The sequence below is a fragment of the Bacillus sp. T3 genome (assembly GCF_033449965.1).
Lineage (GTDB): Bacteria > Bacillota > Bacilli > Bacillales > Cytobacillaceae > Bacillus_BU.
The window spans coordinates 1,447,327-1,468,951 of record NZ_CP137761.1 but is presented as its reverse complement, the minus strand read 5'-3'; the positions used below and the strand labels follow the sequence as shown (position 1 = coordinate 1,468,951).

The 21,625-nt window shown below is 38.5% G+C and carries 20 protein-coding genes and 5 pseudogenes; 1 reads left to right on the top strand and 24 read right to left on the bottom strand.

The annotated features are described in order from the left end of the window. Positions 1-85 precede the first annotated feature (85 nt). Positions 86-1,437: pseudogene (locus tag RGF10_RS07560) on the bottom strand (sigma-54 interaction domain-containing protein); the annotation flags it as partial. Between the two features lie 162 nt (positions 1,438-1,599). Between RGF10_RS07560 and RGF10_RS07555 the strand changes: the two are divergent. Next, positions 1,600-1,845 (top strand): DUF2627 domain-containing protein, encoded by a 246-nt coding sequence (locus tag RGF10_RS07555; RefSeq protein WP_318508472.1) that lies wholly within the window; start codon positions 1,600-1,602, stop codon positions 1,843-1,845. A gap of 13 nt (positions 1,846-1,858) precedes the next feature. On the opposite strand, the gene RGF10_RS07550 is transcribed toward RGF10_RS07555, so the two are convergent. The 23 genes and pseudogenes from RGF10_RS07550 to spoIIIAB all read right to left on the bottom strand — a co-directional run bounded on the left by RGF10_RS07550 (position 1,859) and on the right by spoIIIAB (position 21,624). Then, positions 1,859-2,080: a glycerophosphodiester phosphodiesterase family protein gene (locus RGF10_RS07550; protein WP_318508471.1), complete on the bottom strand. Its 222-nt coding sequence runs from the start codon at positions 2,078-2,080 to the stop codon at positions 1,859-1,861. 31 nt (positions 2,081-2,111) lie between these two features. Further along, a complete protein-coding gene (locus tag RGF10_RS07545; protein WP_318508470.1) occupies positions 2,112-2,585 on the bottom strand; it encodes a glycerophosphodiester phosphodiesterase family protein in 474 nt (157 codons plus the stop codon). A 209-nt stretch (positions 2,586-2,794) separates the two neighbouring features. Further along, positions 2,795-3,589 (bottom strand): sporulation transcription factor Spo0A, encoded by a 795-nt coding sequence (gene spo0A, locus RGF10_RS07540; protein WP_318509364.1) that lies wholly within the window; start codon positions 3,587-3,589, stop codon positions 2,795-2,797. A gap of 293 nt (positions 3,590-3,882) precedes the next feature. Further along, a pseudogene (gene spoIVB / locus RGF10_RS07535) lies at positions 3,883-5,176 on the bottom strand (SpoIVB peptidase). 122 nt (positions 5,177-5,298) lie between these two features. Then, positions 5,299-6,987, bottom strand: coding sequence for a DNA repair protein RecN (gene recN / locus RGF10_RS07530; RefSeq protein ID WP_318508469.1), 1,689 nt, complete (start codon positions 6,985-6,987; stop codon positions 5,299-5,301). A gap of 17 nt (positions 6,988-7,004) precedes the next feature. Then, positions 7,005-7,454, bottom strand: coding sequence for a transcriptional regulator AhrC/ArgR (ahrC, locus tag RGF10_RS07525; protein ID WP_318508468.1), 450 nt, complete (start codon positions 7,452-7,454; stop codon positions 7,005-7,007). 124 nt (positions 7,455-7,578) lie between these two features. Continuing rightward, the gene (locus RGF10_RS07520) at positions 7,579-8,424 is read right to left on the bottom strand and encodes a TlyA family RNA methyltransferase (RefSeq protein WP_318508467.1); all 846 of its coding nucleotides are present in this window, start codon (positions 8,422-8,424) and stop codon (positions 7,579-7,581) included. After that, positions 8,425-10,323 (bottom strand): annotated as a pseudogene (gene dxs / locus RGF10_RS07515) (1-deoxy-D-xylulose-5-phosphate synthase). 284 nt (positions 10,324-10,607) lie between these two features. Continuing rightward, positions 10,608-11,440: pseudogene (locus RGF10_RS07510) on the bottom strand (polyprenyl synthetase family protein). A gap of 62 nt (positions 11,441-11,502) precedes the next feature. Next, positions 11,503-11,736 carry an exodeoxyribonuclease VII small subunit gene (locus tag RGF10_RS07505; RefSeq protein ID WP_318508466.1) on the bottom strand — a complete coding sequence of 78 codons (234 nt, stop codon included), beginning with the start codon at positions 11,734-11,736 and terminating at the stop codon, positions 11,503-11,505. 3 nt (positions 11,737-11,739) lie between these two features. After that, entirely contained in the window at positions 11,740-13,080 is a 1,341-nt protein-coding gene (gene xseA, locus RGF10_RS07500; protein WP_318508465.1) for an exodeoxyribonuclease VII large subunit, read from the bottom strand. Positions 13,081-13,240: 160 nt separating this feature from the next. Further along, positions 13,241-14,119, bottom strand: a complete 879-nt coding sequence (folD, locus tag RGF10_RS07495; protein ID WP_318508464.1) for a bifunctional methylenetetrahydrofolate dehydrogenase/methenyltetrahydrofolate cyclohydrolase FolD — start codon at positions 14,117-14,119, stop codon at positions 13,241-13,243. Positions 14,120-14,154: 35 nt separating this feature from the next. After that, the gene (nusB, locus tag RGF10_RS07490) at positions 14,155-14,547 is read right to left on the bottom strand and encodes a transcription antitermination factor NusB (protein WP_318508463.1); all 393 of its coding nucleotides are present in this window, start codon (positions 14,545-14,547) and stop codon (positions 14,155-14,157) included. 113 nt (positions 14,548-14,660) lie between these two features. After that, on the bottom strand, positions 14,661-15,065 hold the full coding sequence (locus RGF10_RS07485; RefSeq protein WP_318508462.1) for an Asp23/Gls24 family envelope stress response protein: 405 nt from the start codon (positions 15,063-15,065) through the stop codon (positions 14,661-14,663). 18 nt (positions 15,066-15,083) lie between these two features. Beyond that, the gene (gene accC, locus RGF10_RS07480; RefSeq protein ID WP_318508461.1) at positions 15,084-16,439 is read right to left on the bottom strand and encodes an acetyl-CoA carboxylase biotin carboxylase subunit; all 1,356 of its coding nucleotides are present in this window, start codon (positions 16,437-16,439) and stop codon (positions 15,084-15,086) included. 15 nt (positions 16,440-16,454) lie between these two features. Then, the gene (gene accB, locus RGF10_RS07475; RefSeq protein ID WP_318508460.1) at positions 16,455-16,970 is read right to left on the bottom strand and encodes an acetyl-CoA carboxylase biotin carboxyl carrier protein; all 516 of its coding nucleotides are present in this window, start codon (positions 16,968-16,970) and stop codon (positions 16,455-16,457) included. Between the two features lie 340 nt (positions 16,971-17,310). Continuing rightward, positions 17,311-17,862, bottom strand: coding sequence for a SpoIIIAH-like family protein (locus tag RGF10_RS07470; RefSeq protein WP_318508459.1), 552 nt, complete (start codon positions 17,860-17,862; stop codon positions 17,311-17,313). Between the two features lie 14 nt (positions 17,863-17,876). After that, entirely contained in the window at positions 17,877-18,536 is a 660-nt protein-coding gene (spoIIIAG, locus tag RGF10_RS07465; RefSeq protein WP_318509363.1) for a stage III sporulation protein AG, read from the bottom strand. Between the two features lie 42 nt (positions 18,537-18,578). Next, a pseudogene (spoIIIAF, locus tag RGF10_RS07460) lies at positions 18,579-19,163 on the bottom strand (stage III sporulation protein AF); the annotation flags it as partial. A gap of 11 nt (positions 19,164-19,174) precedes the next feature. Next, positions 19,175-20,386 (bottom strand): stage III sporulation protein AE, encoded by a 1,212-nt coding sequence (gene spoIIIAE / locus RGF10_RS07455; protein ID WP_318509361.1) that lies wholly within the window; start codon positions 20,384-20,386, stop codon positions 19,175-19,177. Between the two features lie 35 nt (positions 20,387-20,421). Then, positions 20,422-20,811: a stage III sporulation protein AD gene (gene spoIIIAD / locus RGF10_RS07450; protein WP_318509359.1), complete on the bottom strand. Its 390-nt coding sequence runs from the start codon at positions 20,809-20,811 to the stop codon at positions 20,422-20,424. 12 nt (positions 20,812-20,823) lie between these two features. Further along, positions 20,824-21,030 carry a stage III sporulation protein AC gene (gene spoIIIAC, locus RGF10_RS07445; protein WP_004435581.1) on the bottom strand — a complete coding sequence of 69 codons (207 nt, stop codon included), beginning with the start codon at positions 21,028-21,030 and terminating at the stop codon, positions 20,824-20,826. Between the two features lie 78 nt (positions 21,031-21,108). Beyond that, the gene (gene spoIIIAB / locus RGF10_RS07440; protein WP_318508458.1) at positions 21,109-21,624 is read right to left on the bottom strand and encodes a stage III sporulation protein SpoIIIAB; all 516 of its coding nucleotides are present in this window, start codon (positions 21,622-21,624) and stop codon (positions 21,109-21,111) included. Position 21,625 lies beyond the last annotated feature (1 nt).

Sequence of the window (21,625 nt, the reverse complement as noted above, 5' to 3'; positions counted from 1 at the left end):
CAAATTAAAATGTGGCGATATCATGAACATCTCGTTTGCAAAACGCGCATTTTTTTGCATACCCTGAAATTTATTGCACGCAATATTATTCAAGGTTGTATTTTTTAAGCTTATAATACAAATTCCGAACTGAAACACCTAACGCTTTGGCTGTGTGCGTTTTATTTCCATTGTAAAGTTCTAAGGATTGTTTAATGACAGCTTCCTCATAGGAATCTATCATTTCCGATAATGGTTTTATCTCTTGGCCAATGACATTCTTCCCACTTTCCTTTGCCAGTGCAATGCCATCAATATCCGGTAAATGATTGACATCAATCAACGTCTCATTTTTTTTCATAAAAATTATTGCTCTGCCCAAAACATTTTCAAGTTCACGCACATTACCTGGCCAATCGTATTGGTATAATCTCTTTAGTACCGTATCTGATACACCTTCGATATGACGCCCATAATCCTGGTTCTTTGAAATCAATAAGCTGCATAATGCAGGTATATCCTCTTTCCGTTTCCGTAACGGAGGAATGTGAATTGGCATTCGATTTAAGCGGTAATATAAGTCTTCCCTAAAAGTCCCAGTGGCAATGCCTTTTTCCAAATTAACATTAGTGGCCGCAATGATTCGAACATTAATGGAAATCGGTTTTGTACCACCAACTCTTACGATTTCCTTCTCTTGTAAAACTCTCAACAGCTTTGCTTGTGTGCTAAGTGTTAATTCACCGATTTCATCTAAAAAAATGCTACCATTGTTCGCTTCCTCAAATAATCCTCTTTTCCCGCCACGCCTCGCACCAGAAAACGCACCCTCATCGTAACCAAATAGTTCGCTTTCAAGTAAGGATTCTGCAAGAGCCGCACAATTTACTCGTAAGAATTTATTATATTTTCGATCACTCGCATTATGTATTGCATGGGCAAACAGCTCTTTTCCAGTTCCAGATTCCCCCGTAAAAGGACAGTTGCCGGTGTTTTTGCGCCTAATTTTGCCTGCTCAATCGCTAGATTCATTTCATCAGATTGGGCAACAATATCCTCAAACGTATACTTTGCTTCTAACGTTCGTATAATTTGGCGTGCACGATTTAGCTCTTGTGTTAAACTACGTATTTCCGAAACATCATGAATAATTCCCACACTACCTTTTAGAATTCCGTTAACAATAATGGGTGCAACATTGACAATAACCTCTCGATTTTTCGGGCCTACGCGCATGCTCACTCCGCGGACAGGCCTTCTCGTCTTTAACACCTTCATATGAACGCTTTCACCCTCGGATATATCCGCCGTTGCTGGTTGGCCTATGACCTTATCCTCTGTTAAGCCGGTAATTTTCGTATAAGCAGGATTAATAATCAGCCCTCTGCCATGCTCATCTACAACGGAAATCGCTTCCTCACTACACTGAATAATGGCTTCAAGCATGCTCTGTATTTCTGATTGCATTTGAATCCTCCTCAACACTTGAAATGATTTTCATATTTATTGTGCAATTTTTTTCATAGTATAGTTCTCATTATACAAGATGCAGAATCCTTGACAAATATTCAATATGAATTATGATTTCTGTAAAGGAAAACTTGTGAAGGGATACAGGTTATGGATCGAATTATTGCATTAATCATTATGGTTATACCTGGTTTTATTGCTGCCTTAGGGGTAAAGCTTATGCGTGATATGGTGTTTGGGATTTTACAACCACCCTTGCCGTGGTTATGGTTACAATTTTTAGTCGGAGCATTATTCTTTGTAGTGGGGTTAGGATTTATTGCCGGCTTTGTTCTTCACCGTGACCGCAAACGAAACAAAGTGCAGGTCAGATTTCAAAAAAAAGAAAGACCTTAATGGTCTTTCTTTTTTAGTATTGTTTTTTAAGTTCAACTGCTTTGGCAGGATCATCTGTTATAACTGCGCTGCACCCCATTGCAAACAACCGTCTTAACGAAGTAACTTTATTGACGGTATAGGGCCTAACAGCGATGCCATTATCAATTGAGTTTTGAAACACGTCCTCTAAGCCTCGATAATATTTTGGATGAATTCCTCGTGCTCCAATTGATTTTGCATAAATCCATGGCATATATAGTGACACCGATAGCAATGGTGCTGTTTCAATATCCAGGTGCAAGGCGATAGGAATACACAACGCTATAGTGATTAAAGGACGAAATAATGATGCGATTATTAAGCTGATACTGATTGATCAATGCAATCACTTTCTCTTCCATCCCTGGATAGGGAAATACATTGTTTTTAAGTTCGATGTTACAAATGATTTGATTCGAACGCATCCATTCAAACACTTCTTCAAGACGAGGTACAGGTGTTTTTTGAAACCATTTTTTAAATTTATAATTGGCATTGAATTTTGAGATTTCTTTGTAGGTTAAATTTTTAATATACCCTGAGCCATCCGTCGTACGGTCAAGTTTTTCATCATGGATAACGACTAATACCCCGTCCCTTGTCATTTGGACATCTAATTCTATGCCATCGGCACCTACGCGTTCTGCTTCCATAAACGCTTGCATCGTATTTTCAGGGTTTAAGGCAGAATATCCACGATGTGCAAAGATTAAGGTCATAGCGCACTCTCCCCCTTCGTTAAAAATAAGGCTGTGTTAAATTAGAGTGTTGATTTCCGCTCCAATCAACATGTTCCGAAACAACATTGAGCTTAAACACAGCCTAAAATAAAAAGAGCCCCGCTGCAATCAATATCCGAAACCAAATTTAACATTGGGTGTCTAAATATAGTTGATTACAGGAGTGGGCTCCTAAGGTTCAATTTATATTATGATGCTTTATGCTCTAATCTAAGTTTATCCGCGACCATCGCAATAAATTCCGAATTTGTTGGCTTTGCTTTTGTCATGCTGACAGTGTAGCCAAATAAAGATGAAATTGAATCGATATTGCCGCGGCTCCAAGCCACTTCAATTGCATGGCGGATTGCCCGCTCGACTCGGCTAGCAGTCGTATTGTATTTCTTCGCAATGTCTGGATATAGAACCTTTGTAATAGAGCCTAAAAGTTCAATGTCATTATACACCATTGAAATGGCTTCTCTTAAATACATATACCCTTTAATGTGGGCTGGAACACCAATTTCATGAATAATGCTTGTAATGCTTGCATCAAGGTTCTTAGGTTTTTGTTCTGCTTGTGCAGGTCGATAACTCGATTGAGTTGGTTTTCGTAAAACGGAATTGCTTTTTCCGCTAACCTGACGAATATGATTTGCTAAATTTTCCATATCAAATGGTTTTAAAATAAAGTAGGATGCTCCAAGATCCACTGCTTTCTTCGTAACATCTTCCTGTCCAAAAGCAGTGAGCATAATAACATTTGGAAACGTGCTTCTGCTTGTTTCCCGCAACTTTTCTAATACCGCAAGGCCATCTAAATGCGGCATAATGATATCTAAAACAAGAACGTCTGGAGTTGTTTCCGCTAAAATATCAAGACATTCTTGACCATTATGAGCTACCCCAACAATCTCCATATCCTCTTGTGAAGATATGTACTCTTCGAGAAGTCCAACTAATTCTCTATTGTCATCAACCACACACACTTTTATCTTTTTCACCAATTGTTTTCCTCCTCAGTCCCTTTATAAGTCCATTCCACCTAATTCTATTCTAATGGAGAAATTCGACAATGCAACAAAAATTCCTTTTATTTTTTTAAAATTTTCTAAAAAATCCACGATATCTAAGTTTTTCTTTCTTTTTCTCATTGATTCGACTGATTTCGGCAGTTGACAAAAACTGATGTGTAGTTATGTCGAAAAATCTCTTTTTTTTTGATTTTAACATATTTTACCCATAAAAAATAGGCGCCAAAACGCCTATTTTTTATCTATATTCACGCTTCGTTTTTCTAGGAAGCTTTTCCTTTTCCTTTTTCATAAATATCGATGCCCGCTTCATTTAGCATCCACTCAATATGAACTCCATATCCGCTCGTCGGATCATTCACAAAAACATGGGTAACGGCACCAATCACCTTGCCATCTTGAATAATTGGGCTTCCGCTCATCCCTTGAACAATTCCACCTGGTTTTTTCTAATAATTTTGGATCTGTTACCTTAATGACCATCCCTTTTGTGGCCGGAAACTTTTGGGGAATCGTACTGACTATCTCTATATCAAACAAATCTACTTTGTCATCCTCAACGACTGTCAAAATTTTTGCAGGCCCTTCTTTTACTTGATGCGATAAGGCGATCGGCAATGGTTTATCCATCAAACCATTTTTTATTTCTTTATTTAACACACCGAATATTCCGAATGGACTATTCCGCTTAATATCGCCAATCACTTCCCGATCAGTCGAAAATCGAGCCAGTTTTTCTCCTGGATCACCATTGCTTCCTTTTTCAATCGATGTAACTGTCGATCGAACAATTTGTCCATCCTCAACGACGATTGGTTTTTTTGTATCCATATCAGAAATAACATGACCCAGCGCTCCATACTTGCTTGATTCTGGATGGTAAAAGGTCATCGTTCCGATTCCTGCTGCAGAATCACGAATATATAAGCCTAATTTATAGGTTTGTTCATCTTTATCCTTCATCGGCTTAAGCTGGGCTTTAATTTTTTCATTTTCGCGACTCACGACAATATCAAGTGGCACACCTGTCTTTCCAGAATCCTGAACGAATGGTGCAACATCTGTCATTTTTTCAATCGATTTACCGTTAATTTTTGTAATAATATCTCCAATTTTTATACCGGCCAATTCACCTGGTGAAACTTTTCCCGTTTCTGTGTCCACTTGATGATGCCCAACCACTAGGACCCCAACTGTGTTTAATTTTACACCAATTGATTGTCCACCAGGGATCACCCTGAAATTTTTTAGAACATTTACATCCACTTTCTTTATTGGGATTCCTGCGAGGTTTAAGACCATTTCTTCATGTCCTTCATGATTAGCACGAAGGGATAAGACATTCTGATCTTCATCCATTTTCATTACTGCTTGAGCATTTTCAGTTAACGTTGCCGAAACTCGCGCAGCCTTTGGAATGTCATAATGTTGACCCTCAAATAGGGTTATCTTATTAGGGACTGAAATATATTCTTGAAAGGGTTTATTAAACCCTAGAGCAATTAATGAAACAAGGAGAATTCCACCAATTAATTTTCTAAGTTGTTCAAAATTCAAATCCTTCACTCTCCTCGCTTCTAGTCTACACACTAAGATTGGCTACATCTTTAATTTTGCCTCCATTAGAATCATTTATAACTGCCAACAATATAAAAAAGCTACCCGAGTTGGATAGCTTTTCAAGTTACCGGCTTTAATTTGTCTGCTAATTGCAGTAATTCCTCTGCATGTCTCTTTGTTAAGTCAGTCATTTCCGCTCCAGAAATCATTCTGCCAATTTCACTAATTTTTTCTTTTTCAGACAGTGGCGTAACAGATGTCGTTGTTCTGCCGTCCTTTATTTTTTTGGCAATATACAAATGGGTATCAGCCATTGCAGCAACCTGAGGAAGATGAGAGATACATAATACCTGAGAATTAATGGATATTTTATGGATTTTCTCACCAATCGCCTGGGCAACTCGGCCACTAACTCCTGTATCAACTTCATCAAAAATAATGGAAGTTACACCTTGGTGGGATGAAAAAATACTTTTAATCGCTAACATGATACGCGACATTTCTCCACCGGAAGCTATTTTCGCTAAAGGCTTTAACGGCTCTCCAGGATTAGTCGAAAGGAAAAACTCAACGAAATCAATCCCGTTTCGTTGAAAATGATCTAATTTTTTAAAGACCACTTCAAAAACTGTCTTCTCCATATAAAGCTCTTTAAGCTCACGATGGATTAATTTTGAAAGATGTTTGGCTGATTTTTTTCGCAAGTCACTAACCTGCTTTGCCTCTAGAGTTAAATCCTTTGTAAGTGAAGCAAGCTCTAGCTCCAATTGGTGGATATGTGTTTCTTTGTTTTGGATGGTTTCGATTTCCTCTTCAATTTTCGCTGCATACTCAAGAATATCAGGAATTGTTTTCCCATATTTTCGCTTAAGTTGATTGATTTCTGTTAATCTTTCCTCAATTTCATTGATTCTGCCAGGGTCATATTCCATAACTTCAAGCTTATTTCGCAAGGAACGAACTGTATCCTCTAACAAATAGAAGCTGTTGGTAACGTGCTCACTCAGCTCTTTGTATTCTGAATCTAACTCCGCTGCATCCTCTAGGTGACCCATTGCCATCCCAATCCAGTCCAAGCCAGCCTGTTCACCTTGGAGCGCGGTATAACTTGACTGTAAGGCAGCAAAAATCCGTTCAAAATTAGCCAGCTTTCCCTTTTCTTCTAATAGCTCTTCATCTTCATTTATTTTTAAATTTGCATTTTGAATTTCATCTAATTGAAATTGGATTAAATCAAGGCGATGAGCCATTTTCTGTTCATTTTCATTTAACGCCTTTAAACGATTAAGTGTCTCATCATAACGCTTATACACGCGCTGATATTCTGAAAGTGCCACCGTCAACTGATCTGCGCTAAATTGATCCAGTAAAGATAAATGCTTCGTTTCATTCATTAGTTCTTGATGCTCATGCTGACCATGAATATCGATTAGTGTTGAACCAAATTCCCGTAACACAGCAATGGTTACAAGTTTACCATTTACACGGCAGACACTTTTTCCACTTTTCGTCATTTCACGTCGTAAAACAACCATTCCTTCTTCAATCTCAATCCCAAATTCTTTCGCTTTATCAAAAATACGATGCTCAGAATCATCGATAAGAAATAATCCTTCTATTTCTGCTTTATCTTCTCCATGACGAATAAATTCAGATGAGCCTCTGCCACCAGCAAGTAAATGGATGGCATCGATAATAATCGATTTTCCTGCCCCAGTTTCACCGGTGAGAACTGTTAATCCCTTTTCAAACGAAATCGATATAGCATCAATAATTGCGAAATTTTGAATCGATAATTCACTTAGCATAAAATTTCACCTCAACCTTAAAGCATATCTAGAAAGCGTTTTGATATAACCTCTGTATTTTCTGATGTTCGGCAAATGATTAAGATTGTATCATCACCACATATCGTGCCCATTATTTCATCCCAATCCAAGTTATCAATTAAAGCACCAATCGCCATTGCATTCCCTGGTAATGTTTTCATAACAATCAAATGACTGGCTGAATCGATTTTAACAAAAGCATCTAATAATGCGCGTTTTAATTTTTGAAGTGGGTTAAACCGCTGATCCGCTGGTAGACTATATTTATATCTCCCATCTAATAGAGGAACCTTTACTAAGTGGAGTTCTTTAATATCTCTTGATACAGTTGCTTGTGTTACGTTATATCCGTCACGCTTTAACCGGTCGACAAGCTCGTCTTGTGTTTCAATGTCATTATTTACAATAATATCGCGTATTTTTATATGGCGTTGCCCTTTATTCATTCAATTTCCACCTCGAAATTTCTCTTTTTTTCACGTTTTATGTATTATTTTATATACATATGGTAGCCGATTTCAGCTTAGATGTATACCCCATTCAACCCAAAAAGGAATAAGCAGTAGCTGCTTATTCCTCGTTTGTTTTCTTTGATTTTAATGCGCGGTGTGCTTCAGTAACAATTGCCGCAGGCGATTGCGGAAGTTCTACTTCACCAATGTTGTCTTGTTCACCATTCCAACGAAGATGGAGTAAGAATTCGATGTTCCCATCACCACCTGTGATCGGTGAATAGGATAAGTTTTTCACTTTATAACCAATGCCTTTTGAAAAATCAATAATTTGCTCTAATACACTTTCATGTACCGATGGGTCACGGACAATTCCTTTTTTACCGACTTGCTCACGGCCTGCTTCAAATTGCGGCTTTACTAAAGCAACCACATCACTTCCTGGAACAAGAAGAGTTTTGAGCACCGGGAGGATAAGCTTTAACGAAATAAATGAAACATCAATCGAAGCCAGGTTTGGCATTCCGTTTTCAAGGTCACTTGGAGTCATATAACGAAAATTCGTTCTTTCCATGACTACAACACGTTCATCCTGACGAAGCTTCCAAGCGAGTTGATTATAGCCCACATCAACGGCATATGACATTTTGGCACCATTTTGCAAGGCACAGTCAGTAAAACCACCCGTTGAGGAACCAATATCAAGGAGAATTTTATCGGCTACCTCGATCGAAAATTCACTAAGAGCCTTCTCCAGTTTATATCCACCTCGGCTAACATAAGGTGAAACATTCCCTTTAACCGTTAACGGAATATCTTCCCCAACTTTTTCACCTGGTTTGTCTAATCTTGTTTCATTGCTATATACTAGCCCTGCCATGATGGCGCGCTTTGCTTTTTCTCTTGTCTCGCAAAGACCTCTTTCGACAAGCAAAACATCAATACGTTCTTTTTTTATTTTCATTTACAACGCATGCCCTTTACTATTTTTTCCGACCAGCAACTGTAGCTTCATAACAACACTTTCAGTGGTAAAGTCGATTTCAGTTAATAATTTATCCACATCCCCATGTTCAATAAACTGATCTGGGATACCGATACGATCGATCTTAGCCTGATAATATCCGCGATTGTGTGCATATTCAAGCACCGCACTCCCAAACCCTCCTTGAAGAATGGCTTCTTCGATGGTTAAAATAGGAATACCTTCGGATAAAATAGCATTCAACATATTTTCATCAAAAGGTTTAATGAATCGCGCATTTACCACTTTAACTGAATATCCAATTTCCTCTAATATAATGGCTGCTTCGAGTGCCATTGGTATGGTTGTTCCAAAGGTTAAGATGACCGCGTCCGTACCTTCTTTAAGAACCTCCCACGTACCAATGTCAATGATCTTTAATTCTTGATCCATTGAAACTCCGAGTCCATTTCCACGTGGATAACGCATGGCAATTGGACCGTCATTATATTGAATAGCGGTATTAACCATATGCTGTCCTTCGTTTTCATCCTTAGGCATCATTAAGACTAAGTTTGGTATATGACGTAGGAAGGCAATATCGAATACACCTTGATGCGTTTCTCCATCTGCCCCTACTAGACCTGCTCGATCAATGCCAATAAAAACATTTAGATTTTGGCGACATATATCATGCACAACCTGGTCATAAGCTCTTTGTAGGAAGGTTGAATAAATTGCTAAGAACGGTTTCATCTCCTGTGTTGCAAGACCTGCTGCAACGGTTGCGGCATGTTGTTCAGCAATCCCGACATCATACATTCGTTCAGGAAACTCACTCGCAAATCCTTCAAGCTTCGATCCTACCGGCATGGCTGGTGTAATCGCAACAATACGGGAGTCCGTTCGTGCTAATTTTCTAACCGTTTCACTTACTAACGAGCTCCATGCAGGTGGAGCATGCTCAGGTTTGACAAAGGCACCTGTTTCAATTTTATAAGGGCCTGTTCCATGCCATGTTCCGGTTTTGTCCGATTCAGCTGGTTGATAGCCCTTCCCTTTTTCGTGATAACATGTAATAAAACTGGCCCTTCAGTCTTTTTAGCATAGCTAAAATTTTCAAATAGCTCTTCGTAATTATGCCCATCAACTGGGCCTAAATACGTAAAACCGAGCTCTTCAAAAAACATGCCTGAAACAAATAAATATTTAAGACTGTCTTTAATTCTCTCCGCGGTTGCTGCAAGTTTCCCTCCAACAGCTGGTACTTTTTTAAGCAGGTATTCAAGCTCATCTTTTACCATATTATACTTTCCTGCTGTTCGTAATCTACCGAGTACACTATGCAGCGCACCTACATTTGGAGCTATAGACATTTCATTATCATTTAAGATAACAATCATATTCTTTTTTTCATGACCGATATGGTTTAATGCTTCTAATGCCATCCCACCAGTTAAGGCGCCATCACCGATAACAGGAAGAATATAGGATTCTTCTCCCTTTAAATCTCTTGCAATCGCCATTCCCATTGCCGCTGATAATGATGTTGAACTGTGCCCAGTTTCCCACACATCATGCTCACTTTCCATTCGTTTAGGAAAGCCGCTTAATCCATGAAATTGACGCAAGCTATCAAACTCACTGGCACGCCCAGGTTAAAATTTTATGAACATAAGCCTGATGTCCGACATCCCAGATGATTTTATCCTTCGGACTGTCAAAGCATTTATGGAGTGCAATGGTTAATTCTACTACACCTAAATTCGGACCAATATGACCACCAGTTTTGGAAAGCTTTTCAATCAAAAATTTACGAATCTCTTGGCTTAGGACTTCCAATTCATCATTCTTAAGCGTTTTAAGAAATGAAGGGTCTTTAATCGATAATAGATCCATAAAACGGATCACTCACTTTCGTTTCTAAGTTCTGACGATAGATTAATGGTGTTACGAAAGAGACAATGAAATTATTAGTACATAATCGTTTATTTTGAAAAAAGAGCCGCTAACACAAATGTGATAACGGCATCCGTAATGTCCACTAACAGAACAAAAAAATCGTAACTATCGCCTACAATATATTGGTTCATATGTATTAATACAATGAATAATACACACTTCGGCTGTATTATATCATAAATAAATAGGCCTCTCAAACCTTCTTCTAAATTGACCAAATATTAAAATTCTCTTACGACCACAAGATCCGTGATTTCTGCTAATAAATCAATCTCTAAATTAGTACGGTTTAGATGATATTTTGCCGCCTCGTAATGCTTCCGCATCGCTTCTTTTGCACCTGCCATTGTTAGCAATGAAGGATAAGTGCTTTTTGAATTTTCCGTGTCACTTCCAAGTGGCTTACCGATTAATTCCTGATCCCCTTCTACATCGAGGATATCATCACGAATTTGAAAAGCCATTCCTAAATGCTTGGCAAATGACTCAAAGTGTTCTGCTTGTTGTTCATTTGCTTTCGCGATTTTCACAGCAGACATCACGCTGCAAACTAACAGCTTTCCTGTTTTATGTAAATGAATGTATTCAAGCTCCTCAAGCGATAATTGTTTCCCTTCGCCCTCGATATCTGCAACCTGCCCGCCAACCATTCCTTCAGCACCCGCAGACTGCGCCAACAATTGAATCAGGGCAAGCTTGGTTTCAGGATCAGCATCTCCTTCGGGCATTTGAGCTAAAACTTGAAAACTATAGGTCAACAATCCATCCCCAGCCAAAATCGCCATTGCCTCACCAAACACCTTATGATTGGTTGGCTTTCCTCGGCGCAAATCGTCATCATCCATGCTGGGTAGATCATCATGAATCAAAGAGTACGTATGGATCATTTCTATCGCTGCTGCAGGATAAAGTCCTGATTTTGTATCTAAACCAAAGGCCTTAAGGGTTGCGAAAAGAAGCAAAGGTCGAATTCTTTTCCGCCAGCCTTTAAGGAATACAGCATCGATTGTTTTAAATTTGCTGGAGCCTGAATACAATTGATGAAAGACTCCATTTGCTCCTCTAGCAGGAGTTTATGTTCGTTCGAAAAAGAGGATAAGGATAGATTTGTCACAATTATTCCTCCTCATTGATGGTGAAACTTTCGATTTGACCATCATCCGTTAAAATTTGCGTAAGCTGTTCTTCGACCGTTTTTAATTTATCATGACAAAGCTTTGAAAGCTCCATCCCTTCTTTGTAAATTGAGATGGCTTCTTCAAGAGGTACATCCCCTTCTTCAAGCTTTTCAACAAGGACCTCGAGCTTTTCCATCGCTTCTTCAAACGATACGGATTGTTGTTCTGGCATTTTCTACTCTCCTTTTATCTCTATGACCTGACATTGTAGGCTTCCATCAGACAACCTTACAGTTAATTGCTCATCTTGCGAAATTTGTGATATTTTACTAATTAATTTTTGTTCTTGATTAAACGTAAGACTATAGCCCCGCTCCATGATCTTTAGTGGACTTAATGCTTCGAGTTTTGCAATTTGATGACCGAAATCTTTTTGTTTTTTGTCCAAAAGGATTTGCATAGCTCGGTTCAAGGATTTTTTCAATCGTAACTGTGACTCTTTCGCTTCACTGATTTTTTTATTTGGATCATTTCGGATAAGGCGATTATGTAAGTTCTGATGGTGAATCGTTTTCAACTCAAGCATTTTTTTGCTATTTCGTACAAGCTGTTCTGTTCGCCGGTCAAGTTGTTCAAGCTTTTGCTCATAGAGCTTGTGAGGGTAGCGGAATGCATATGAACGACTTAAGCGATTTAAGCGAAGCTGATGAGAGTTGATCTTTTCTTTCATTGCTCGGAGCATACGCATTTTTCGATTCATTATTCTTTCGACTACCTCATCTATATGTGGAACGGCTAATTCGGCTGCAGCAGTTGGTGTCGGTGCCCGTAAATCCGCTACAAAGTCAGCAATCGTAAAGTCCGTTTCATGCCCAACAGCAGAAATAATTGGAATTTGGGAAGCAAAGATGGCACGTGCCACGATTTCTTCGTTAAAGGCCCAAAGCTCCTCAATTGATCCTCCGCCTCGACCAACAATTAGCACATCGATTTGATCGATTGTGTTGGCCTGTGCAATTGCCTTTGCGACAGACGAGGCAGCTTGGTCACCCTGAACGAGGGCAGGCAACAGCAAGATATTAGCGACCGGATAACGTCTTTTAATCGTCGAAACAATATCACGAATCGCCGCACCAGTAGGTGAAGTAATCACTCCAATTGTTTTCGGATATTTTGGTAGAACTTTTTTAAATTGCGGGTTAAATAAACCCTCTTTATTTAATTTCTCTTTTAGCTGTTCAAATGCAAGATAAAGCTCGCCTACACCATCTGGAGACATTTCCTTGATATAAATTTGGTATTGTCCACTTTGCTCATAAACGGACAAATCTCCCCGAATTAAAACCTGCATCCCGTTCTCTGGTTTAAACTTCATCCCTCGATTATCTCTAGCAAACATGACGGCAAGAAGTCTTGCTTTATCGTCTTTTAGAGTAAAATACATATGCCCACTGGAATGTTGTTTGAAATTAGAAATTTCACCCTTTACATAACAATCTTGCAAATGTGGGTCTGCATCAAATTTTCTTTTTATGTATTTTGTTAAAGCCGTCACGGTTAAATAACGATGTTCCATTAATCGTACTCCTTTCCAGAAGTAGGAGGTAACTGACGTCCAATCTGTCATTTAGAAATTTACACACCAAACAAACAAAACCCATTCCATTTCTATAAAAAATTGATTATCGTTACAATCATCGATAATCAATTTTTAAAAATGAAACAGGCCTGTTACATTATCGCACTTCGTTAAAACTTTGTAGTTTTTGTTGAATTTTTTTAGCAGATTTTAATGTATTGAACATCAACATGGTAATCGTCATTGGCCCTACTCCACCAGGAACAGGGGTAATGTATCCAGCTTTTTCTTTCACTCCAGCAAAATCTACATCGCCGCACAACTTGCCTTCACTATTCCGATTAATCCCAACATCAATGACAACTGCACCTGGTTTTACAAAATCTTCCGTAATAAAATATGGTTTTCCAACTGCTGCCACAAGTATATCCGCCTGATTCGTTATCGATTTAATATCAACCGTTTTAGAGTGACAATAAGTTACTGTTGCATGTTCATTTAAAAATAATTGTCCCTGTGGTTTTCCTACAATGTTGCTACGACCGACAACCACAACATGCTTACCAGCAATCTCAATTCCAGTTTCTTTCAGCATAACCATGACACCATAAGGCGTACAAGGTAAAAATGCATCTTGTCCAGTCATCATTCTGCCGATATTAATTGGATGAAACCCATCTACATCCTTTTCAGGCGAAATAGCTTCGATAATGCTTGTTTCATTAATATGGTCAGGAACAGGTAGCTGGACAAGAATACCATGAATTTTGTCATCATGATTTAATTCATCAATTTTTTGTAATAACTCCTGCTCAGAAATTGTCTCTGGAAGCTCGATTAATACAGAATGCATTCCTAATTCTTTACAAGTCTTTTCTTTACTCGTTACATATGTTCTTGATGCTGGATTATTCCCTACAAGGATGACCGCTAAGCCTGGGGTAATGCCAGCTTTTTTTAAGTTTTCGACCTCTTGGGCTATCTCATTCTTTTTCTTTGTGGCAATTTCTTTCCCACTAATGAGTTTTGCACTCATTCCATCTCCCCCTCTGTTCTGAATTGTTTTCCTGACTATAACATTTGTTCTTTTACTTTAGATAATACTCCGTTAATAAAGCGACTTGATTGATCGTCTCCGTACAATTTAGCAATTTCAATTGCTTCGTCAAGAACAACATTTGCCGGTACATTTTCCTTGCAATGGAGCAATTCAAAAATAGCCAATCTCAACAGGTTGCGGTCAACTGGTGCTAATCGTTCTAACGTCCACTTTTCTAAGTGCATTTTAATCAGTTCGTCTATTTCCTGTTTATGTAAGACAACGCCGGTCACTAGTGTCGTTAAGTAATCATCGTTTGGTTGGTCTTCTAAAACGTGTTCAATTGCAGCATTGGGTTCAGACTGACTCATATCAATTTGAAATAATGCTTGCAGGGCCTTTTCTCTCGCTGTTCTTCTTTTCATAAAAATAATACTCCTTTGCGGCTTAATATCCAATTTCCTATTAAGATAATAGCACAAAAGAAGATAAAAGAGAAAAAAACCAAAGACACAAGTGCAGTGTCTTTGGTTTTGGATTAAATCTCTTGCTCGAAATCGTTTTCAACCTTTTGGTTTTCGAATTGGATACCGACAATGTGAATATTGACTTCAACTGGCTCTAACGCCGTCATATTCAGAAGTGCTTGGCGAATATTGTCTTGGATTTTTTGGGCAACAGTCGGAATCGAGACACCAAATTTCAGGATACAATAAACATCGACCTTTATACCTTCTTCCGAAAGTTCGACCTTTACCCCTTTACCATGATTTTTTTTCCCTAATCGTTCTACTACGCCAGTAGCGAAATTCCCACGCATTTGTGATACGCCTTCAACTTCGCTTGCGGCGATTCCAGCAATTACTTCAATCACCTCAGGAGCAATCTCAACCTTCCCATGCCCATTGTTTTCTTGATTCATCTCCAAGATATTTTCACTCATCAAAAAAGCACCTCCAAATTAATCTTCCTTCATCACATCATGCAATTCTAAAAATTTCGTATTGAATTGCCCTTCCACAAATGTTTCGTTGTTAAGAAGCTTCAAATGGAATGGAATCGTTGTGTGAACACCTTCAATTACAAATTCACTCAACGCTCGTTTCATTTTTGCAATGGCTTCTTCACGAGTATTACCGTGTGTTATGACCTTCGCAATCATGGAATCATAAAATGGCGGAATTGAATAACCTGGATAAGCAGCTGAATCCATACGTACACCATAACCACCTGGCGCTAGGTACATATTGATTTTCCCTGGTGAAGGCATAAAGTTCTTCGCAGGGTTTTCAGCATTAATCCGGCACTCAATAGCCCAACCGTTAAATGTAATGTCTTCTTGTTCATATTGGAGATGTTCCCCGTTAGCAACTTTAATTTGCTCTTTAATTAAGTCGATTCCAGTTACCATTTCAGTAACAGGATGCTCAACTTGAATACGAGTATTCATTTCCATGAAATAGAATTTACGATTGCGATAATCATATATAAATTCTATCGTGCCTGCACCTGTATAATCAACTGCTTTTGCAGCTTTTACTGCAGCTTCACCCATTTCTTTGCGAAGTTCGCCATCTAAAGCTGGTGATGGAGACTCTTCTAGAAGCTTTTGCAAGCGTCTTTGGATCGTGCAATCGCGTTCTCCAAGGTGAAGTACTTTACCATGAGAATCCCCAAGCACTTGGATTTCAACATGACGGAAATCTTCAATGTACTTTTCAATGTATACGCCTGGATTGCCGAAAGCAGCGGCAGCTTCTTGTTGGGTCATATTAATCCCCTTCACAAGCTCCTCTTCGTCACGCGCCACGCGGATTCCCTTACCACCACCACCGGCAGTAGCTTTAATAATAACTGGATAGCCCATATCATTTGCTAAAGCAATCGCTTCTTCTGCATCTTTAATGATTCCTTTTGAACCAGGAACGATTGGTACACCAGCTGCTTCCATTGTACGACGAGCAACGTCTTTTGTTCCCATTTGGTTAATGGCCTCTGGAGATGGACCAACCCAGATCACGTTCACGTCACGGCAAAGTTCAGCAAAGTCAGCATTTTCAGCTAAGAAACCATAACCTGGGTGAATCGCGTCACACTCAGCTTTTTTCGCTACGCTAATAATGTTTGTGAAATTTAAATAACTATCTTTTGAAAGTGTAGGTCCGATACAATATGCTTCATCAGCAATTTGAACATGAAGCGCATCTTTATCCGCTTCAGAATAAACTGCGACGGATTCGATTCCAAGCTCACGACATGCCCGAATGACACGGACAGCAATTTCTCCTCGGTTTGCAACAAGTAATTTTTTTATCATTTTTAGAAACGCTCCTTATTCAGGCTTAACCAAGAATAAAGGTTGGCCATATTCTACAAGTTGTCCATCTTTAGCTAATACTTCAACGATCTCTCCGTTAATTTCCGCTTCGATTTCATTGAATAGTTTCATAGCCTCAACGATACAAACGATTGAATCGTTAGAAACCTTTTGACCTACTTTTACATATGCATCAGAGTCTGGTGATGGAGCTGCGTAGAATGTTCCAACCATTGGTGAAGTAATCTTATGTAGATTTTCTACATCTGCAGGTGCAGCTTTTGGTGCTTCAACTACTGGCTGACTAACAGCAGCTGTTTCAACTACTTTTGGTGCAACTGGTTGTGCAGCAGGTGCTACTGCAGCTACAACTGGTGCTGGTGCTGGTGCTGGTACTGCTTCAGCTACAACAATCTTCTCAGCATTTTTTTTCATTTTGATTTTGTAGTCATCGTGCTCATAAACAAACTCATTGATGCTAGACTGGTCCACCAACTTAATTAATTCGCGAATTTCTTGTACTTTCAACATTTTTTGACACTCCTTGTCCCACTAATTATATTATTTTTATTATGACTAGCTACTAATATCATACGATATTTCTCCATAAAAGCACAATATAGGATTCATCTTCGAGTATTTGTCGCTAATCAAATTACAATAATATAATAAACTTTTCTGAAAAGAAAGTGAATTTATTTTATTCCAAATTTATAAAAAAATTTCTAATCATGTTAAAAAACCCCATAATAAAAGGAAAAAGCCGGCCCTGGCTTTTCCCATTTTAATTAACATCCCAATCATTATCCCGATTTTTTTGGCTATTATTGTTCAAAAAATTATTATTTACCTACTTGATTATTTTTCGACATTACTTAGTTGGTTGAAAATCAACAACAACATTTTGCATTTCCCCGATTTCTGTCCGAACAAGTTGAATTATGTCATTTGCTGCTGCAGGAGAATGATCCTTTGCTTTCACTGTAATTCGTACCTTTTCCCCATCGGCACGAACGAGTGCATCATCATATCCCATTGTTTTGATTAAGGTCTCCAACACATTTTCCTTTGTTGCTAATTCATCAAGCTGTTTCATTTGATCATAAGCTTCGCTTCGTTTTTCTGCAGGAAGATCTGTTGACGCAATGATTTCATTTAATTGTTCCTTGACTTCATTTCGTTGATCCTCTACTTCTAGGCGTAATGCCTCAAACACCTCATCACTTGCCACTCCAGAGATAACTGTTTTACCATCCTCGGATTTTGTGGTAGATTCAGATGCTGATTTTTTTTCTGAAGTTTTTTCTTGAACATTAGCCATGTTGGTCACTTTTTGTTCAGGCGATGTAATGTAATAGACAGATAATACAACCACTAAGCTAAGCATTGTTAATAGCCATACAGTTTGCTTTTTCAATAACATTTTATAACTCCCCCTTAACCTTTTTTAGGCATGACTGCCACCCGATGACTTGGTACATCTAAAGCACGTGTGACGGCTTCTACAATCCATTTTTTCACCTGGATATTGTCTGCACCCTTTGCCACAATGAGAACACCGCGTATTTCCGGTTTCTTCGTTTCTACAACGATTGGTACTTCATTTTCACCTTCACGAATGATAACGAGGGAATCTTCCTTTGAGGAATCTTCTACATTTCTCTTCCCACCCTCGCGATCTGTTTCATCTGTTGTTTGTGTTTGTGTTTTGGAATTTTTCTCCAATACCTGTTTTTCTGTTGCATCGACATTAACGACAACAGTTACATCCCCCACTCCTTGTATTCCTTCAAGTGCTTCTTTTAGTTGATTTTCGTAAGCATCCTCATAAGTCTTGATAATATCATTTTGTTTCGTGCTTTTTTGGCCAAATGCTGGTACATCTTCACTGACCTGTTTATCTTTTTCATTGTTGAAGACGGGTAACTCATTACTAGCTGTATTATTCATAAATAGATTACTTATCAACATAATCGCAGCTCCAATGATTAATACAAGGACTAAATATTGATATTTCCCTGGTTTTTTCCCAGTGGGATCATGATTATTTGAAAGGAGCTTTTTTAACCTTGATATCGGCCCTTTATCATTATCCATTCTGCTCTGTTTTCCCCCTTCTACCATTTCTATCTCAATGGTTTGCTCTTTTATATCCCATTTTTGCGAGAGAAGTGAAGCGATGTCCGCATATTCATTTTCATTTGCTCGCTTCGATGGAAGAGGATTGCTTGTACTAATATCAACTGGTTCTACTACCGCTACAGCTTCAGCTGTGCTTTCAGGCTGCTCCAGTTTCACAATGACTTTCTTTAAGTTTTCCGGGAAAGCTTGCTGGTCGTCTTCATTCAAAAGAAAATCTATTTTAGCAATCGTTAGTCCGTATTGATCCATCAACTCCTCTTTTGCATCCTTTTCTAGTTGGACAGCCATTGTTTCTAAAATATATGCTTGTTGTGTTGATTGTATTTCTGTTTTCTTGTTTTCTATTAAATTTTCTATGTTTCCAGATTTGTTACTGTCCCAAATCGAAATTTTTGCCATACTTTCCTCAAAATCATTGGAAATTAATTTAAAGATTGGGGTTAGTATGACGGCTATTAGTAATAAGCCCGTTACCATTTTTGTGTATTTTTGCAGGTTAGAGTTTGGAAGTAGCATATCGATGACAGTAGCCAATAATACAAACAAGATAATATTGGTTATCCATTCTTTAATAAATTCCATTAACTCCCCACCTACCTAACCATCATCGTTAAATTTCCAGCTGCGATAATGACTGTTATGCTTAAAAAAAACATCAATGATACAATTGCTAACGCAGCAAACACATAAATCACACTTTTTGAGATGATGTCGAGACACGATATAATCGGTCCCCCACCTAAAGGTTGTAGAATCGCTGCAGCAAACTTATATATAAAAGCAATAATTAAGATTTTGAGTGCAGGAAAGGCGACAATTAAAAGGAGGATTCCAACCCCTGCAATCCCTACCGTATTCTTTAGCACCACTGACGCGCTAATTACCGTATCTGTAGCATCAGAAAACATTCTTCCAATAACAGGTATAAAGTTACCCGTAATAAATTTTGCTGTTTTCAGCGCCACACCATCTGTTACAGCGGTCGATGCTCCCTGTACTGATATAACCCCAAGAAAAATGGTTAAAAACATCCCTAGTAATCCAATGCTCCAATTTCGTAATAACGCAGCCAATTGAGTTACTTTATAATGCTCAGTTAATATGCTGACAATACTTAATAAGGTCGCTAAAAACAGCATTGGTAGGATAACATTTTGGATGAATACTCCGCTAACATTCATTAAGAACAGAATAACTGGATGAAAGAAGGCTGCTGAAATGACCCCTCCAGAGGAAGCGATTAAGGCAAGTAGTAAGGGGATTAAGGCTAAGATAAAATCAACCATGGAACCAATAGCTTGATTCGTATAATTCATCGCTATATGGAAGCTGTTTAAGGCGATGATCATCAACACCATAAACACGATGGCATAAGCGACTTTGCTGACTGTTCCTTTTTCAAAAGCATTTTGTAGCGACTGTAAAAACATACTAAAAACAGTTAACATGATAAGTGACCCTAGCAGCTTTCCATTTGAAATTAATTCGTGGAACGCAAATTTAAATAGTCCTGCTGACCATTCCTTTAACGAAAAATCCTTGCTTCCCTTGATAAAATCGTACAGGCTACCCTTTTGGCTCTCTGGCAAAAATCCTCCATATTGATGAACAATATCATCCCAAAAGTGTTTTAGCTCATCCATTTCTAAGCCCTTCAATTGCGAATCAACTATATCTTCTGTCGTGACGGTTTCTTCTGCTAGTGGTTCATTGCCTTCAACAGCTTGTACATTTAGCGAAAAAAGGCAAAAGACTAAAATCATTGGCAGGAGCGAGATCGATATTTTCTGCAACCGTTGCTTCATCATTTCACCTCTTTTAACAAAGGGATTAGCCTGGATTAATTAGGAATCAGCTTAATAATGGTTTCAATCATCACCGTTAAAATCGGGATCGCCATTGCTAAAATTAAGATTTTCCCTGCCAACTCAATTTTCGAGGCAATCGCCCCCTGGCCTGCATCCTTTGTGATCTGTGCAGCAAATTCTGCAATATACGCAATTCCAATTATTTTCAAAATGGTCTCAACATAGATGATGTTTACATTCGCATTAATCGCTATTTTTTCAATCATTTGGATGATTCCATAGATTTGATCAACAAGAAATAAAAATATGGCGCAGCCAACAAAAACGATTAACAGGAACGCGAAGTTTGGTTTTTGTTCTTTTAAAATCAACGCAAGGAAGGTAGAAACTAAGGCAATTCCAACAATTTGTAGAATTTCAATCGTTCATCCCCCCTATCCCTGAAATAGAAACACCGATTTGATTTTTTGAAACAAATCATCAACAATGGATGCAACCATAAACAGAATATAAATAAATCCAAATAGGGTAACCCATTGTGCATATTCCTTCTTCCCTACTTGATCCAGTATCGTATGCAAGAAGGCTACAACGATTCCGACTCCAGCAATTTTAAAAATCACATCCACTTCTAACCCCATCGTTTCTCCTCCTAAGTACAACAATCTGCTTAACGTGATTTACTAATGTACAGAATTACAATTCATACAGACAGCCTCCTACAATAGAAGGATGATTAATAATAACCCTGATAGGAACCCCAAGCTCTTCACCATTTTTTCGTATTTTGCTTGCCTTTCATAGGCATCATGCTCTTCTCTTTCTAAATGTGCCAACGCCAGTAAAATTTGTTTCTGCTGTGAAACACGATCATGCCGTCCAAGCGTTTCTCCAAACTGCTTCATGATTTCATATTCTCCCTGTTTTAATGCCGTTAGCTTCCAGATTTCATTAAGACTCTCCTCCCAGGCGATCTTAACAGTTGTCTCAGCACTAGTTAATCTTGCTGCAAAGCTTTCAAAAAACCATGAAAGCGGTTTTGCTATTTGGGTTGTTAATCTTCTGGCAGCTTCATGTAACGGTGTATGTCCATACATAATTTCTGCATCCAAGGATTGTAGTGCTGATTTTAACATTCGCAGCTGGCGTGGCCTCTCACTTAAATGTCTCGACGCCTCAAAACCTGTCCAAGTCGTTGCTACTATGATGAACACCGCACCAATTAGTTTCATCATG

What these genes read in the sequence shown, in the direction of transcription:
- RGF10_RS07485 (WP_318508462.1), bottom strand. Translation starts at nt 15,065, where the DNA reads ATGAGTGAAAATATCTTGGAGATGAATCAAGAAAACAATGGGCATGGG.
- spoIIIAE (WP_318509361.1), bottom strand. Translation starts at nt 20,386, where the DNA reads ATGAAGCAACGGTTGCAGAAAATATCGATCTCGCTCCTGCCAATGATT.
- accC (WP_318508461.1), bottom strand. Translation starts at nt 16,439, where the DNA reads ATGATAAAAAAATTACTTGTTGCAAACCGAGGAGAAATTGCTGTCCGT.
- RGF10_RS07505 (WP_318508466.1), bottom strand. Translation starts at nt 11,736, where the DNA reads ATGCCAGAACAACAATCCGTATCGTTTGAAGAAGCGATGGAAAAGCTC.
- RGF10_RS07545 (WP_318508470.1), bottom strand. Translation starts at nt 2,585, where the DNA reads ATGACCTTAATCTTTGCACATCGTGGATATTCTGCCTTAAACCCTGAA.
- RGF10_RS07555 (WP_318508472.1), top strand. Translation starts at nt 1,600, where the DNA reads ATGGATCGAATTATTGCATTAATCATTATGGTTATACCTGGTTTTATT.
- folD (WP_318508464.1), bottom strand. Translation starts at nt 14,119, where the DNA reads ATGAGTGCAAAACTCATTAGTGGGAAAGAAATTGCCACAAAGAAAAAG.
- accB (WP_318508460.1), bottom strand. Translation starts at nt 16,970, where the DNA reads ATGTTGAAAGTACAAGAAATTCGCGAATTAATTAAGTTGGTGGACCAG.
- RGF10_RS07550 (WP_318508471.1), bottom strand. Translation starts at nt 2,080, where the DNA reads ATGCCATGGATTTATGCAAAATCAATTGGAGCACGAGGAATTCATCCA.
- spoIIIAB (WP_318508458.1), bottom strand. Translation starts at nt 21,624, where the DNA reads ATGATGAAACTAATTGGTGCGGTGTTCATCATAGTAGCAACGACTTGG.
- recN (WP_318508469.1), bottom strand. Translation starts at nt 6,987, where the DNA reads ATGCTAAGTGAATTATCGATTCAAAATTTCGCAATTATTGATGCTATA.
- spoIIIAC (WP_004435581.1), bottom strand. Translation starts at nt 21,030, where the DNA reads ATGGGGTTAGAAGTGGATGTGATTTTTAAAATTGCTGGAGTCGGAATC.
- spoIIIAG (WP_318509363.1), bottom strand. Translation starts at nt 18,536, where the DNA reads ATGGATAATGATAAAGGGCCGATATCAAGGTTAAAAAAGCTCCTTTCA.
- RGF10_RS07470 (WP_318508459.1), bottom strand. Translation starts at nt 17,862, where the DNA reads ATGTTATTGAAAAAGCAAACTGTATGGCTATTAACAATGCTTAGCTTA.
- RGF10_RS07520 (WP_318508467.1), bottom strand. Translation starts at nt 8,424, where the DNA reads ATGAAAATAAAAAAAGAACGTATTGATGTTTTGCTTGTCGAAAGAGGT.
- nusB (WP_318508463.1), bottom strand. Translation starts at nt 14,547, where the DNA reads ATGAAAAGAAGAACAGCGAGAGAAAAGGCCCTGCAAGCATTATTTCAA.
- ahrC (WP_318508468.1), bottom strand. Translation starts at nt 7,454, where the DNA reads ATGAATAAAGGGCAACGCCATATAAAAATACGCGATATTATTGTAAAT.
- xseA (WP_318508465.1), bottom strand. Translation starts at nt 13,080, where the DNA reads ATGGAACATCGTTATTTAACCGTGACGGCTTTAACAAAATACATAAAA.